This window comes from Paenibacillus sp. Marseille-P2973 (assembly GCF_018101095.1).
Lineage (GTDB): Bacteria > Bacillota > Bacilli > Paenibacillales > Paenibacillaceae > Fontibacillus > Fontibacillus vini.
On sequence record NZ_JAGQEH010000014.1, the window covers coordinates 25,218 to 40,212 of the forward strand.

General features: G+C 47.8%; 16 protein-coding genes and 2 riboswitches. Of the genes, 7 read left to right on the forward strand and 9 right to left on the reverse strand.

The features are described 5' to 3' along the window. The first annotated feature begins 81 nt into the window (after nt 1-81). The 3 genes from KB559_RS20660 (at nt 82) to KB559_RS20670 (ending at nt 2,529) form a co-directional block, all read left to right on the forward strand. On the forward strand, nt 82-234 hold the full coding sequence (locus KB559_RS20660; RefSeq protein ID WP_211024634.1) for a small acid-soluble spore protein P: 153 nt from the start codon (nt 82-84) through the stop codon (nt 232-234). Between the two features lie 149 nt (nt 235-383). After that, nucleotides 384-1,358, forward strand: coding sequence for a YitT family protein (locus tag KB559_RS20665; protein WP_247681992.1), 975 nt, complete (start codon nt 384-386; stop codon nt 1,356-1,358). Between the two features lie 97 nt (nt 1,359-1,455). After that, a complete protein-coding gene (locus tag KB559_RS20670; protein ID WP_211024636.1) occupies nt 1,456-2,529 on the forward strand; it encodes a DUF6612 family protein in 1,074 nt (357 codons plus the stop codon). A gap of 122 nt (nt 2,530-2,651) precedes the next feature. Here KB559_RS20670 and tadA read toward each other — a convergent pair whose 3' ends face one another. Beyond that, complete coding sequence (gene tadA, locus KB559_RS20675; protein ID WP_211024638.1) at nt 2,652-3,146, reverse strand: tRNA adenosine(34) deaminase TadA; 495 nt, start codon at nt 3,144-3,146, stop codon at nt 2,652-2,654. Nucleotides 3,147-3,478: 332 nt separating this feature from the next. Here tadA and KB559_RS20680 point away from each other — a divergent pair, with 332 nt between their 5' ends. Both KB559_RS20680 and rluF read left to right on the forward strand, forming a co-directional pair. Further along, nucleotides 3,479-5,371, forward strand: coding sequence for an ATP-binding protein (locus tag KB559_RS20680; protein WP_211024640.1), 1,893 nt, complete (start codon nt 3,479-3,481; stop codon nt 5,369-5,371). Between the two features lie 20 nt (nt 5,372-5,391). Continuing rightward, complete coding sequence (rluF, locus tag KB559_RS20685) at nt 5,392-6,096, forward strand: 23S rRNA pseudouridine(2604) synthase RluF (RefSeq protein ID WP_211024642.1); 705 nt, start codon at nt 5,392-5,394, stop codon at nt 6,094-6,096. 72 nt (nt 6,097-6,168) lie between these two features. Here the strand turns inward: rluF and motB are convergent, their stop codons facing one another. Together motB and motA are read right to left on the reverse strand one after the other, a co-directional pair. Continuing rightward, nucleotides 6,169-6,975, reverse strand: coding sequence for a flagellar motor protein MotB (gene motB / locus KB559_RS20690; RefSeq protein ID WP_211024644.1), 807 nt, complete (start codon nt 6,973-6,975; stop codon nt 6,169-6,171). Further along, a complete protein-coding gene (gene motA, locus KB559_RS20695; RefSeq protein WP_211024646.1) occupies nt 6,959-7,762 on the reverse strand; it encodes a flagellar motor stator protein MotA in 804 nt (267 codons plus the stop codon). The genes motB and motA overlap by 17 nt, the downstream gene beginning before the upstream one ends. 197 nt (nt 7,763-7,959) lie before the next feature. On the opposite strand from motA, the gene KB559_RS20700 reads away from it, so the two are divergent. Next, a complete protein-coding gene (locus KB559_RS20700; protein WP_211024752.1) occupies nt 7,960-8,253 on the forward strand; it encodes a hypothetical protein in 294 nt (97 codons plus the stop codon). A 236-nt stretch (nt 8,254-8,489) separates the two neighbouring features. Further along, a complete protein-coding gene (locus tag KB559_RS20705) occupies nt 8,490-8,789 on the forward strand; it encodes a 4a-hydroxytetrahydrobiopterin dehydratase (RefSeq protein ID WP_211024648.1) in 300 nt (99 codons plus the stop codon). A 103-nt stretch (nt 8,790-8,892) separates the two neighbouring features. On the opposite strand, the gene KB559_RS20710 is transcribed toward KB559_RS20705, so the two are convergent. From KB559_RS20710 to KB559_RS20735, 6 genes are all read right to left on the reverse strand, one after another. Next, entirely contained in the window at nt 8,893-9,255 is a 363-nt protein-coding gene (locus tag KB559_RS20710; RefSeq protein ID WP_211024650.1) for a c-type cytochrome, read from the reverse strand. A gap of 162 nt (nt 9,256-9,417) precedes the next feature. Continuing rightward, complete coding sequence (locus KB559_RS20715) at nt 9,418-9,921, reverse strand: GNAT family N-acetyltransferase (protein WP_211024652.1); 504 nt, start codon at nt 9,919-9,921, stop codon at nt 9,418-9,420. 404 nt (nt 9,922-10,325) lie between these two features. Continuing rightward, entirely contained in the window at nt 10,326-10,799 is a 474-nt protein-coding gene (locus tag KB559_RS20720; protein ID WP_244861681.1) for a C40 family peptidase, read from the reverse strand. A 4-nt stretch (nt 10,800-10,803) separates the two neighbouring features. Next, nucleotides 10,804-10,940, reverse strand: a riboswitch (cyclic di-AMP (ydaO/yuaA leader). A gap of 262 nt (nt 10,941-11,202) precedes the next feature. Next, the gene (locus tag KB559_RS20725) at nt 11,203-11,694 is read right to left on the reverse strand and encodes a C40 family peptidase (RefSeq protein WP_211024655.1); all 492 of its coding nucleotides are present in this window, start codon (nt 11,692-11,694) and stop codon (nt 11,203-11,205) included. 2 nt (nt 11,695-11,696) lie between these two features. Continuing rightward, a riboswitch (cyclic di-AMP (ydaO/yuaA leader) is annotated at nt 11,697-11,831 on the reverse strand. 221 nt (nt 11,832-12,052) lie between these two features. Further along, nucleotides 12,053-12,883, reverse strand: a complete 831-nt coding sequence (locus tag KB559_RS20730; RefSeq protein ID WP_211024657.1) for a hypothetical protein — start codon at nt 12,881-12,883, stop codon at nt 12,053-12,055. 67 nt (nt 12,884-12,950) lie between these two features. Then, a complete protein-coding gene (locus tag KB559_RS20735; protein ID WP_211024659.1) occupies nt 12,951-14,948 on the reverse strand; it encodes a M1 family metallopeptidase in 1,998 nt (665 codons plus the stop codon). Between the last annotated feature and the right edge of the window lie 47 nt (nt 14,949-14,995).

Consider the following 14,995-nt stretch of genomic DNA (forward strand, 5'->3'; position numbering starts at 1 on the left):
GATGAATTTAACAGTATAAACCGGGGTTCAATGTTGCAGGTTAAATACCGTAATGCATTCTATATGAAGGGGGAGTTTCTGGTGAGCAAGCCAAAGACTTATACTACACCCGGAACACAACCGGATACGAACCGAAACCGGGAGCGGGGACATGGAGGTCCGGAACCGTTGTCCGGTTCGAAAAAGGTCAAGACGGCTAATCATGTCAGCCATAACAACCCGGAAGGAAGCTAATTCGTTGAAAAGAGGTAACCCGGCATAACGTGCCGGGTTATTTGTGTACCGGCCCCGGGCAATTTTATACCAATTTTGAATTAAGCAAGACATAAAGCTCATAAAATGTCATAATAAAGATAGGGATAATTTTGTTTAACCGATGGTTTATGAAACGGAGAGATGGAGAGAAAAGCTATACTTATTTTGAAAGGATCGTGATGCGATTGAACCTTGTAGAGTCTAACATCCCTTCCCCAGAGTCCTTTACCAAACCGGAGCCGCGCCAACATAAACAACGGAGCGTGGGCAGCATTGTGCTCAGGTTCATCTTCATTATTATCGGCGCAATATTGGTTTCGGTTGCCCTGGAGCTATTCCTTGTTCCGAATAAGATTACGGATGGCGGTGTTACCGGTATTTCTGTGATGTCCTCCTATTTGTCCAAATTACCACTGGGTATTTTTCTATTCCTCTTTAACCTCCCTTTCCTGATTGTCGGATACAAACAAATCGGCAAAACCTTTGCGATTTCTACTTTGGTTGGTATTACTGTCATGTCGATCGGCACAGCCCTGCTGCATCCGGTAGAACCATTTGTCACGGACACCTTGTTGGCTTTCGTGTTTGGTGGCATTTTACTGGGTCTGGGCACAGGTATCGTGATCCGGTTCGGCGGTTCGCTGGACGGTACCGAGATTGTAGCCATCCTGATTTCGCGCAAATCCCCGTTCTCCGTCGGAGAAATTATTATGTTCTTTAACTTTTTCATTTTGCTCAGCGCCGGATTCGTATTCGGTTGGGAACGTGCTTTATTCTCCCTGTTGGCCTATTATATCGCTTATAAGACGATAGATATCGTCGTAGACGGTTTGAACGAATCGAAGTCGGCATGGATCATCAGCGACCAGATCGATGAAATCGGCGATGCTATTGTAAATCGTTTAGGTCGTAGCGTTACTTATTTATCCGGTGAAGGCGGTTTTTCCGGCGATCCGAAAAAAGTGATTTTTTGCGTGGTTACTCGTTTGGAGGAAGCCAAGCTTAAGGAAATTGTAAACCATTTTGATGAAAATGCATTTCTGGCTGTAGGAAATATCCATGATGTGAAAGGCGGACGTTTCAAGAAAAATGCAATTCACTAAATTTTTCAGAAATGGGTTTCCGCTTACATGAAAATGGTTTATGATATGGAAGGGTTTGTATTTTTGCATGTCTTTTTATGACGGAGAGGAGTTTGTAATGTCAAGAAAGTTGTTTATGTCGGTTTTGGTATTGATGATGTCGGCGGTTCTGGTGCTGTCCGGCTGTAATGCCAAAAAGGAGCCTAAAGAGGCGCTGGGGAGCGCTGCAATTCAGGCACTGAAAATGGATTCTTATGTATCTACCAATCAGATTAAAATTGTCGATCTGACATTTGATGCAGGATCTTCTGCAAACGCGGAAATCGGCGCTGTGTTCTCTATGTTGAAGAATGCGGAAATCAATGTGAATCAGATTTATCAAAAGGATCCAATGCAAACAGAGGCTACGCTGGAGGTCAAATTGACCGGCGATATGTCCACGACGATTACGATTCCATTCGTAATGACGAAAGAGAAAATGTTCATCAAGATCCCGAACATTCCGTTCCTCCCTATGCCGGAGAGCGTAGTTGGGAAGTTCCTGGTCATGGACCTGAAGGAATTGGCTGAGCAAAGCGGCGAGGAATTCAATCCGGAGATGTTCAATCCGGAGAAATCGCAAAAGCTCGCAGGGGAAGTATCCAGCGCGGTTCTGGCCGAATATGACTCGGCAACCTACTTCAAAAATGTGGAGTCGAAGGATGTAGAGCTTCCGGACGGCTACAAAGCGAAGCAAATCGTTCAGTTCAGCGTGACTAATGACAATGTTAAGGAAGCATTGACGATTCTGATCAACAAAGCGTTGCCGAAAGTACTCGATATTATCGGCAAAGAGGAATATCGTACCTTGATGAACCTGGAGCCTAGCGATATTGAAGAGTTGAAAAAAGAGCTGCAAGAAGGCAACCAGGATGAGCTTGGCAAAGCATTGGATGAGATGAAGGATTATTTGAAGATCAACACGTTCACCGTAAACACGGCGATCGATAAAGATAACTATCCATCTTATACGGATATGAATATGGACGTTGAAATCAATGATCCGGAAACGAATCAAAAGATGAAACTGGCGCTGCAAGCGAAGAGCACGTTCAGCAAAATCAACGAGAAGCCGGCGTTCACGATCGGTATTCCGACGGATACGATCACAATGGAGCAATTTGAAGAGGAAATGGGCGGCCTCGGCTATTAATATTGCGCCCTCAATGAGAAAAACGTGCGAATCCTTGGATTCGCACGTTTTTTGCTTGTAATCATAAATAGACACCATACGAGGGTATGAGGCTGTGGACAGGTGTGAGGCTGTGGATAATACTACGGCTTTTTCCGGAGCTTCCGGAAAAATTGAGTAAGCAGCGAAGAGCATTCCTCTTGCAGTACATCCCGAATGACCTCTGTCCGGTGATTAAAACGCGGCTCCTGCAGTAAATTCATGAGGGTGCCCGCACAACCCGCTTTGGGGTCGGGTGCGCCATAGATAACTTGAGGAATGCGGCACTGCACGATTGCACCGGAACACATGGGACACGGCTCCAGAGTAACATATAACCGACAATGGAGCAGACGCCAGGCATCCAGCGTTTCGCTGGCTTCGCGGATAGCGATCATTTCGGCATGCGCGGTGCCGTCTTTGGTACTCTCCCTTAAATTATGGCCTCGTCCGACAACTTGGTCGCCGAAGACGATTACCGCACCGATAGGTACTTCTCCGATGGCTTCCGCCTTCCGGGCTTCATTAATGGCCTCTTGCATCCAGTACTCGTGAGATTGAGTTGAAGGGGGCGGTTCCGGAATAAAGGGAAGCGGCATAAATAGATCAGCTCCTTTGGTAGTTTAGACACAGGTTGTTCGACGAACAAATATTCGTTGTTAACATGTTGTGGACAACACTGTGGACAACCCCGGTTTTATCCCCAAGCTTATTCACATATCCGACTTTTGGATTGTTGATATGTTTATAATATGTGCATAACTTATTTTCCTTAAAGTTATACCGGCGATAAATAGGTATTTTTACTTATTGTAGGGAATAGATCTGGGAAATTCAACGTCTTTGCAAAACTTATCGTTACAGGTATGATGAGAATAGTGTCGAACCATTCCAAATATCCCCAAATATTGACGAAGGGGGAGGAGGCATTTTGTCGATTAAGATCAAGCTTTCCCTGATTATGACCGTTTTCGCGGTAACGCTGCTTACGATAAATATCGTTCTCAGCTTCTTTACGACCCGGGATAATCTGCGCAAAGACAGCGAAGCCAATATGATCCTGATCGCTAAACAGATCGCTGTAGCTGTCGAGCAAAGCCGTTCCGTGTACGAACATATCAAGAACGGTACAGGTCCGGGAATAGACCGGAAATTCATTGAAGATACGCTAAGTATGACGAGTCCGGAGTTAATCACACAAGAATCGATGCAGGCCAACAGCGACCTGCTTGAAATAACGGGAATTAATCCGAGTATTTTTGAGAGTGGTCAAACGTTAATGTTCGGGACTTATCGATATAAGAACGATACTCTCGTTGCCGAAAGGGCCCACAAGGCTTTACAGCAGAATACCCCCTTGTTATTTGAGACCAAGATTGAGGGTCAGAGGGTTGTGGATAGTTTTATTCCCATACAGCCACTATACCAAAAGCCCTATGTGATCCGGATTATTTCCAGTTATGAGCCGATTTCGTCGGCAATCTCCAAACATATGTGGAGCCAGCTGTCCATTTCCCTCGTTTTACTGCAAATCGTTATCTTTTCAAGTTATATTTTGGCAGGGGAACTTATTCGGCCTATACAGGAAATTCTCATTAAGGTCGGTCGTCTCACTACGGGAGATTTTGATACCCGCATACAGACCAACAGAAAAGATGAGCTGGGCCAATTAGTCCGGCAAATTGATACGATGGCGGATAGCATGGGCCATTACATGACGGTATTAAAGCAGAAGAATGAAGAAAATCGGCAAATGAAGGAGCATTTGGAGTCGATTATTAACCAAACTGCGGATGCCATCCATGTAACGGATTTGGACGGAAGCATCCTGCGGGTGAATTCGGCCTTTGAGGAGCTGTTCGGTTGGACCAGCGAAGAGATCGTGGGCTCCAGGCTGGAGTTTATTCCCCCTTCGAAGGCGGATGAACAGGCGGGGTGGTCTAAGGAAGTCGGACAAGGCCGGCCCTTTGTCCTGACGGAGACGGTAAGGCTTCGCAAAGACGGTACCGAAGTGCATGTCAGCATTAGCGAGTCTCCGGTGTATGATGAAGACGGACTTATTGTAGCTTTTATCAGCATCTCCCGGGATATGACGGAGCATAATAAAATGGAGGAGCTGCTTCGCCGCTCGGAAAAATTAACGACTGTCGGACAATTGGCTGCCGGGGTGGCCCATGAAATCCGTAATCCGCTTACGACGCTACGCGGGTTTCTGCAAATGCAGCAACGGACTAAAATGATCAATCAAATGCATACGGATATTATGTTATCCGAATTGGATCGAATCAATCTGATCGTGAGCGAATTTTTGATTCTCGCCAAGCCGCAGGCGGTACAGTACGAGACCAAGGATGTCCGTTTCACCTTGGGGGATGTTATCTCTCTGTTGGACAGTGAAGCTCACCTACATAATATTGAATTTAAGGCCCATTTCTCGTCGGCCCCCATTCTGGTACACTGTGAAGAGAACCAATTAAAGCAGGTGTTCATCAATGTATTGAAGAACGCCATGGAAGCCATGCCTAACGGGGGAACCATTACGCTTTGCCTTGATGGCGAGAACGAACGGGAAGCTGTTATTCAAGTCATTGACGAGGGCGAAGGGATATCGAAGGAAAGGCTGGATAAACTCGGGGAACCGTTTTATACCAACAAAGAAAAAGGAACCGGCCTCGGTCTGATGGTAACGCAACGAATTATCGAAGGGCATAAGGGGAACATGTCGATCGACAGCGAGGTTGGGAAAGGTACAGTAGTAACGATTACCTTGCCGAGGGTGGTTGAGGTAAGCAGGTCGGAAGATAGTACGGCAGGAAGAGTTTAGCGCGAAGGGTGACCAATGAAGTGAGAATCAATAAATTTATCAGTGAGACAGGATATTGCTCCAGACGTGAGGCGGACAGGCTGGTGGAGTCCGGAAAGGTAACCATCAACGGGGAGACGGCCCTGCTTGGCAGCCAGGCGGAAGATGGGGACGATGTCCGCATTAACGGAAAGCCCCTTAAGGAGAAGCTGGATCAGCATGTATACATTGCCCTGAACAAGCCAGTGGGCATTACAAGTACGACCGAGCGGCATATACGCGGAAATATCGTTGATTTTGTCGGCCACGATAAGCGTATTTTTCCGATCGGTCGTCTGGATAAGGATTCCGAAGGGTTGATCCTGCTTACCAGCGACGGCGATATCGTCAACAAAATTCTACGTGCTGAAGGAAAGCATGAGAAGGAATATATCGTCACTGTGGACAAGCCTATTACGCCATCATTTCTGAAAGCCATGGGAGAAGGGGTTAAGATTCTGGGCGAGATGACCTTGCCTTGTAAAATTACCCGGATGACGGATCGGGTGTTCCGGCTTATTCTGACGGAAGGCAAAAACCGGCAGATTCGCCGGATGTGCAGTGCCCTCGGCTATGAAGTACGGAAGCTGCAGCGGATCCGGATCATGAATATTCAATTGGGCCATCAGAAGATCGGAACCTGGCGCGATCTGACCGAGCAAGAGAAGCAGGAACTGGGCGAGACTCTGGGATATACACTGACATAACAATAGAGCGTTAAAACACGAAGGGCAGCCCTGTAGGGCTGCCCTTTTGTTGTTCATCCTGCCTAGTAACCTTTAGTGCGTTGCCGGCATGCCGATTTGCTGATCGCCGTCCTGATATTTCCGGATAATCGATACTTCGACACGGCGGTTCTTGGCACGTCCGACGTTGTTTTCATTACTGGAGACCGGATGATATTCGCCATAACCGATAGCGCTGAATTTCTTAGGATCAAGCTGCTCGTTCAGCAGCAAGATTTTCATAAAATTCAGGGCCCGGACCGAGCTTAGGTCCCAGTTGGAAGGGAACTCATGATTTGAGATCGGGACATTATCGGTATGACCGGAAACGATCACCTCATAGTCCGGGAATTCCTGAAGCATGGCCGAGATGGCCTTGGCCAGGATCCGCGCATTGGGCTTGACCTCCGCTTCTCCGGAAGGGAAGAGCGCGTTGTCGCTGATCGTAACCATCAACTGCGATTGATTGAGTTTAGTATCCAGCTGGTCGGTCAACCCGTTATTTTTGATGTACGTATCAAGCTGCTTCTTAAGGGATTCGAGGTTCTCCTGCTCTTTACGCATGAGCTCGCTCTTCTTTTTCATCAGACCATCGGAAGAAGGCTTGGGAATCTCATTTTCGCTAATGGAATTCTTCGTATTGCTGCTCATCGAGTTCTGTTCCAGAATCCCGGAACCGCCGGTAAGCACGCTTTGAAACGCTTCGCTCATCTCTTGGAATTTCTGAGCATCAACCGTACTCATTCCGAACAAAACGATAAACAATGCAAGAAGAAGAGTCATCAAGTCGGAATAAGGCAACAGCCAGCTCTCGTCAGCATGTTCTTCGTGTTCCTGATGCTTCTTATTCTTTTTGCTCACCTTCACCCGCCCCCTTTTCTAAAATTTGCGCACGCTCCGCAGGGGTCAAGAATACGGCCAGTTTTTGTTGGATCGCGATCGTCGATACGCCGGATTGGATGGATAGCAGACCTTCGACCATCATCAGGCGTATTTCCATCTCTTTCTTGGAGAGACGTTTTAACTTATTGGCAATCGGATGCCACATCACATAACCGGTAAAGATACCGAACACGGTAGCGATAAAAGCGCCAGAAATCGCATGGGATAATTTCGCGATATCACTCATATCGGATAACGCAGCGATCAGACCGACGACGGCACCGAGTACCCCGAGGGTAGGCGCGTACATCCCGGCCTGGGAGAAAATTTGCGCGCCCGCTCTATGTCGCTCCTCGGTAGCGGCGATATCCTCCGTAAGCACGTCCTGGACGAAGTCCTGGTCGTTGCCGTCAATAATCATGCGCATGCCACCGCGAAGGAAGTCATCATCGATTTCTTCCACCTTGGCCTCCAAGGCAAGGAGACCTTCCCGGCGTGTGATCGTGGCCCATTCCATAAACAAAGTGATCAATTCAGCTTTGCTGATCATTTTGGGTTTAACCATCGTCAGTTTAATCAGCACAGGGAATTTTTTAACCTCGGAAAGCGGAAATGCCACAAACAGCGTGGCGGCCGTCCCCACAAGGATAATAACAAAAGCCGCAGGGTTGGAGACCAGACTTTCAATAGGCGCACCCTTCAAGAACATACCTAAGATAAGGGCAACAAAACCGAGAATAAGTCCAATAATTGTTGATATTTCCATTGCACACCTCGTCCTTGAGATAATTGATTCCATTTTTCTGTCTCCCGCATCCTTGCTGGGGACATCGGACGTTACCAGTCAATCCGAAAAACGGTTTATCTTTTTTATCGACAGAAATCCCTTTTTTTTTAAGGTGTTTTTTCCGTTATAATAAGAAAGAAGACCGAAATGACAAAGATGAAGGGAGCCGTTTGGCTGTGGGCGTAAAGCACGGAAGAGATTATGAATTTATTTTGAAGGATTTGACAGCGGCGGTAGGCCGTATTCCAGATAGCTATAAATTTTTTGAAATGGAGGCTTTGGAGTGGCACGGGCTCTCCGATGAAGAGAGACAGGAGGTTCAGGAGGCGTTGGCTGAGGATCTGTTCTTTGCTCTTGGCACCGAGCCGGTAATTCCCGTAGGAAGCGCTGTAGTCATCCATGACCCCGAAGGGCACCGGATTAACTTCCTGATCGGAGAGGAAGAGCTAACCTCCGTCAAGCTGGTCTGACCGAAGTTTCCACAAGTTTTTGGATTATCGGATAGAGCCGTGGTAAAATATAATCTTGGAAGTAATGAGGAATGCCGCTGTCATGGCGGCAGAATCGAGAACTCTCATTCGCATGATCTGCAGTAGAGAAGAATACAATAAACAGATGCGGGGACAGAGCTAATGCTGCCGAGTATTGAATCCTAAACTGCAGGATTACATAGGAGTGGAAGTTTTTAGAACGGGGAGGAAGAAGAATGCCGTTTACACCGCAAGAAGTAGAAGCGCATTTGGAAAAGCTGGAAGGCTGGGAACTGGAGGAAGGTCGCTGGATTACTCGCAAATACACGTTCTCCAATTTTATGAAGGGGATTGCGTTTGTCGATGAGGTAGCCGCTATTTCGGAAGCCTTTAATCATCACCCTTTTATTACCATCGACCACAAAACGGTGACGCTTCGTTTGACATCTTGGGAAGAGGGCGGGATAACGGCCGTAGATATTAAAGAAGCGCAACAATATAACGAAGCCTTCGAGAAAGCCCGAACGGCTGGCTAGGCCCTATAGGGATAGCAGGAATCCAAGCTCAGGAATGTGAATGATTAGAAAAGCGCCCGCCGGGACTAATAAGTCCCGGCGGGCGCGTCTTTGTTTTTGTTTGTTATTTCTTTTCCGCAAGCCACATAGCAACGTTGGCGATTTCCTCGTCCTTCAATTTATCTTTGAAGGAAGGCATCATGCCTCCGCCTTTTCCTTTAGTAATTATGCCGTACAACTGTTCCGCCGACAGCTCGGATCCAATTTTTTGCAGATTCGGACCGGCTCCGCCTTGCAAATCAGTCCCGTGACAGGAAATACAGTTGGCTTTAACCGTAGCTTCGGCTTGCTCTGCGCTTACAGTAACCGCAGGCATTTGCGGCTTTTCTTCCTGGGCCACCTGATCTTTGCCGGGTAATGTAAACATTAACACGGCTGCGAAGGCGCACGCCACGATGAGTATTCCGCTCATGATCCACTTCTGCATTTCAATCGTCCCTCCTATGTAAGCTACCTTCCATTATAGCTGAACATGCCCCGTGATCATAGCATTTGTGTCAAAAAAAGTAACGAATTATTTGTAGTATACGAAAAATACGTTAAAATCATGTACGATTAATCATAGACGTCTCATTAAGGGGATGTTTTTTTACGCCTCGGAGGGTTTTCCGCGAAACACCATGCAGTAATATGGCTTGGAAATGCCGCCAGGAGTCATTTTCTCGTACAGATCGGTAATCACGAAGCCGGACTTCTGGTAAGCCCGGATCGCCCGTGTGTTCCATGTGAGCACTTCCAGGTCAATTACATCCTTAGGCTTTCTCCGCTGGGCCTCCTCGACGATTGTCAGCACAAAGGTCTTACCCAGCCCGTGGCCGCATAAATCAGGTCTCATACCGATGCCAAGCCGTGTAACGCCCTCCATAGGAAAGTACTGGGCGAATCCGGCAAGCTCCTCCTGCTGATCCAGCAAAGAGACGTACTGCTGGGCCCTTAAAACGGGATTCCCAAATTCCACATCGAGCGCCTTCATCTGTTCCCAGGGAAGCCAGCTATAAATATCGTAGGGAGAATCGTAACGCCAAGTACTGATATCTGCGCCATGGCTTTCTTCCATGGGTACGATTCGAAATGGTGCGATTGGTTTTTCCATTTTTGCGCCTCCTTAAACGATAGGAATGCCTATGCGGCTACCCATATGGCTGTAGTTCTTTTTAACCTCACTCTAACGGGATTTTTATTGGTTGTAAAGGCTTTGTGGAGGAAGAGGGGCCAGAAATCGAAGGCAGGCAAAAAAAATGCGTAAATTAAAAATTTCCTGTTTAGGCATCCGCATAACGGGTAAATTTTGGATATAGGGAAGATAGGATATGGAGTGTTAGAGAACGAGAACGGAAAAAATATTTTTGGAATGGGTTTTATCCAAGAAACCTTTTGATCGATTCCTTCGTTATATGAATAAGATGAAGGAAAGAAAAAAGACCGCGTTGATTCCGGCAAGAATCAAGTGCGGTCAAGCGAGCTGTTGAGGTGAGGGCCTCAACCTATCAGGGGTGATCAGGATTCTTTGGCAAAGCTGGAATAGCTGTCTGCGCTCAAAATTCTTTTTGCCCCGACATAACGTGTTTTATAGTAAGTGTTGCTTAATTTGTCTGTTCTGATTCCTTTGGAAGAAGAGGCATGAGCGAATTTTCCGTCTCCCAGGTAGACGCCCACATGGGACACTTTACCTTTGCCCAGGGTGTTGAAGAATACGAGGTCTCCCGCTTTCAACTGGCTCTTGGCCACCGGGGTACCTTGCTTGTACTGAGCGGTAGAGACGCGGGCAAGATCAACGCCCATTTTCTTGAACACGTATCTTGTAAATCCGGAACAGTCAAAACCGTTGGTCGTGACGCCTCCGTATTTGTAAGGTGTTCCGTACACGGATTTAACGACGCTGGTCAATGTGGTGTCCGCAAAGGCACTTCCTGTCCCCATGGTGAACAAAATAGCTAAACTCGTTGCTGCTGCTGCGAATGTCTTTCTCAAGATGTTAAACTCCTTCCAAGGCCTGCGAGGTTAGCTTGAGGATTCGGTTGAAGGTTCCCTATGATCCCTATGTAACGAAATCAATTCACCCAATGTGGTTCCCCCGTTTCCCGGGTGCCGGGAATTCGGCTAGTCTTTGTTGAATGCACCCGAAAAATTACGACGTTACAACAGTGATTACGACGTTACAACAGTGATTACAAAGTTGTTACCATTTACTCTGGTCATTTTACCAAACATCAACGCGGGTTTGCAAGTTTGTTTTGTTATTTTTGAATAAATAAGTTAATTTGTCCTGTATATCCCGTCCTCTCCGGGTAATGTTTCCTAGGACGACGGTTTAAATAAAAGAAAAAACCCGCAGATTGCGATCCATAAAGAATCTCTGCGGGCTTCATCGTTACTATTCTACATCATCATGATCTTGAGTATCGCTTGTAACTTCTTCGAACTTATCAGTGCTCATAATGCGCTTGGCGCCAACATAGCGCTCGACATAATATTTATCGCTCAATTTGCTGATGATAACTCCTTTGGAGGAGGAAGCATGAGCAAACTTGCCGTCACCGACGTAAACACCAACATGAGACACACCTTTGCCTGAAGTGTTGAAGAACACCAGATCGCCAGCGATCAGTTCTTTCTTCTCTACAGCGGTTCCCATCTTGTACTGGGAGCCTGATTGGTGCGGCAATTTAATTCCGATTTTCGAAAAGACATACATAGTGAATCCGGAACAGTCAAAGCCAGAGGTGGTAGTTCCGCCGGAAACATAATCGCTTCCCAGAGCTTTTTCAATCGTGGTGTCCAATTTGGAATCTGCGAAAGCGCTACCAGTTCCGATGGAGAAAAGTATTGCAAGACTTACGGCTGCTGCGGTTAACTGTTTTTTCAAGGAAATGCTCCTTCCAATGCCTACGAGGTTAGCTTAAGGATTCGGTTGAAGGTCCCCTATGATCCCTCTCTTGCGAGATCAATTCACCCAAAGTGGTTCCCCCGTTCCCCGTGAAGGGAATTCGGCTGTAATTTACACCTGACTACTTACTTATTCGACACCCAGCAGAAGACTCCTGCTAATAGTGACAAAAATAATTACAAAACTGTTACTGAAATTGTGCTGTTGTTATTGTAACAAAGGCCAGTATATTTTGGCAATGGTTATTTAGCGAGTTTGAGAGGGGAAAACGCAGGACAAGACCCCCGAATAAGCTCGGAGGCCTTGTGGCACAAGGAAGGACAAAGATGAAAAAAATTTAACTTTTTTGTGATTTGGTATGCCAAAGCTGATATTGAGAGGTTAGAGTCCAAATTTGAAATAGACTGCGAATGAAAGGATAGGTTTGTTGCAGAATTAAAGCAATCAGTCCTGTCCAAATCCAGGAGGCCGTTCCGAACAAAAGGAACAAGGCGGCGCCGGCAGCTCCGAGAATAAGGGAAATGGCGATCCCCGGCAATAGATACCTCATGCTCAGCATCAGGGAGCCCCAGACGCCGGCCTTAAACAGATACCCGAACTGGGCGAACAGCAGGATTTGCCGGACAAGCCAACCGTAAACCACCCACCCCAGCAAATATCCACAAAGGGTCAAAAGGGGAGCGAGCCTGTCGCCTGACGTAAGGAGACGGGGCAAGAGGGCGTATAAATCCGGGACGATCCAAATTCCCGGCAGGGAGAGCAGCGCGAGCTCCAACAGAAAGAAGAGAGTGACGGGCTTCCAGAATTCCTTCATTCCCCGGAAGAAGGGAAGGCCGGACGCCCGGGTCTCGGGGGGAACCAGACCGTAGAGAATACCCGCCTGGAACAGCGGCGTCAGCAATAGACGGAGAACAATCATCCCGATTAGCAGCCAGAAATACTGATGAATCTCCGGATTGTGCTTTAATTCGAATTGCCCTTCGATCAAGTATAGAATCCGGTTCAATTCATTCGGGGGCGTATCCGGGTACCTGGACAGTACGGCCACAACCGCCGAATGGATCAGACGGTACAGAAACAGCCCCCAGAGCAGCTGGTACAGGAACAGGATGATCACAGAGGGAAACTGGCTCCTGACAAGCCCCCATCCATTTCGTACATAGGTCATAACTTTCCCTCCTAAAAGTTTTGTGGGCATTACTGCTATGAATAAGCCTTATTCTTGTTCGTCCAGCCTACCAGACCAGAGTGCCAAGCAGGGATTCCAGCAGTTTGGTGATGCTTAAAGAAGCACGTGTGCTGACAGGTTCCTTGACCTCGGCCTTAATAAAGTTGTTGATATGCTTGTTCTCAAGCACCAAGGAATACTCGGGATCCAAACGGACCCATTCCAGGGGTTCTTTATATTGCAGCTTCATCTGAACGCGATCGCCATCGCCATTCCACACCTTGTGGATCGTATGGCCATCCTTGAAGCTGAAGAGCAGCGGTATTTTGGAGGCCGTTCCTCCCTTGCGGCTGATTTCCACCTCAGACTCGTAAATCGTGCTCCCATCCTTGGTTACAGGAGTTACGGTAATGCGGTCTACCGAGAAATCAGCCATTTTACCATCATATATATATTGATTAAAATATGACTTCCAGCTCCGTCCGGTCGTCTGCTCGACAACCCGTTGAAAATCGGCCGTAGTCGGATGCTTGAATTTGTACTTCTGGGCATAGTTGTAGAGAATGCGCTTCATGGTCTTCGCCCCGACTTGGCGTTCGATATCCAACAAGACCAGTTTGCCGCGATAATAAGCGTTCTTGGCATAGGTATCTCCCGATCCGTATTTCCAGGCGGGTTGTGTCAGAGTAGCCGGAGAGGATATCAGCGCAGCCTGAATCGGCAGATTTGGCGCGATTCCGAACTCTTGCTCCATCAGTTTATCTTCAGCGTAGGAGGTAAAAGCTTCGTCCAGCCAAGCCTCTTCGAATTCATTGTTCGCGACCATGCCATAGAAGAACTGGTGTCCGATTTCGTGGATGACCGTCCGCTCCAATTCATCGTATCCCGGCGAGTCGCTGCCCGCTCCGAAGGCGGTGACGAGGGTAGGATACTCCATACCTCCCGCACCATTCCCTTCAATAGGAGGAACAACTACGGACAAGGTAGAGTAAGGATACCGTCCGTACCATTTACTGAAATTCATGAGGGCCACCTTGGCCGCATAAAAATAACGCTCCTTTAAATCCTTGTGCGCGGGATCCAGATAGAGCTTGATTCGGACGCCGGGAACCTCCGCCGAGGAAAATGGCTCTTCGGCATAAATGAAATCGGGGGAGGCGGACCAGGCGAAATCATGAACATCATCGGCGTAATATTGAACCGTTTTGCGGCCGTCTTTCAGGACTGCAGGCTTCGTCTGGAAGCCGGTCGCAGCCACGGTGTACGTCTCGGGAACATTAATGTTTACACTGTAGATACCAAAATCCGAGTAAAATTCCGAATTACCGTGATACTGATGCAGATTCCAGCCCTCAGCCGTTCGGCCGCGCGTTCCGGCGGGTTCGTACACACTTAGCTTCGGAAACCATTGACCTGCCATGACGAAATCGCCGGATGCGCCCATCCGGGCGAAGATTTTAGGCAGCTTCACGGTGAAGTTGATCTTCAACGTAATGCTCTCGCCGCCGCGGACCGTTACCGGCAGGCGGACCTTGGCAAGTGTCCGGTCATGCGTATTCCCGTCATCCGGCTGAACGAATTGAACCCGGTGAAGCAAGGATATACCGTCCGTTGTCCGGATCTCGGTCAACTCCATGGCTCCCCATCCGTCCTTGGGCATGACGTCGCTGCGCAGCTTACCGCCGGATTCCTTCATAAAGGTAGAATTTGCGGAAGCAAAAGCATTGGGATATAGATGAAAATAAAGTTCATTGACGGCCTTTTTGCCGGGATGCGTCCAGGTCAGCGTTTCCGTGCCTGTCAGTGTGTTGTCCTGTTCATTAAGCTGGACCTGAATATGGTACTCTGAAATTCGGTCGCTCAGAATCTCCGCAGTCGGCTGTTGAATGCTTTCGGACTGGGGAAGCACGGGCCCGCTTTTTTGAGCGATTGCCTGGGGCTTGACCTTTTTGGGTGCGAAGGAAGTCTGTGTTGAAGGGCCCATACTCAGGGTATACCGGATAGTGCCGGCGATGAGGCACAGGGCAAGAATGGAAATGCCGAAGAATAAAGTTCGTCGGGTCATACAATGGATACCTCCCGTTGACAAGCATCTACAGCATGTATATGTTT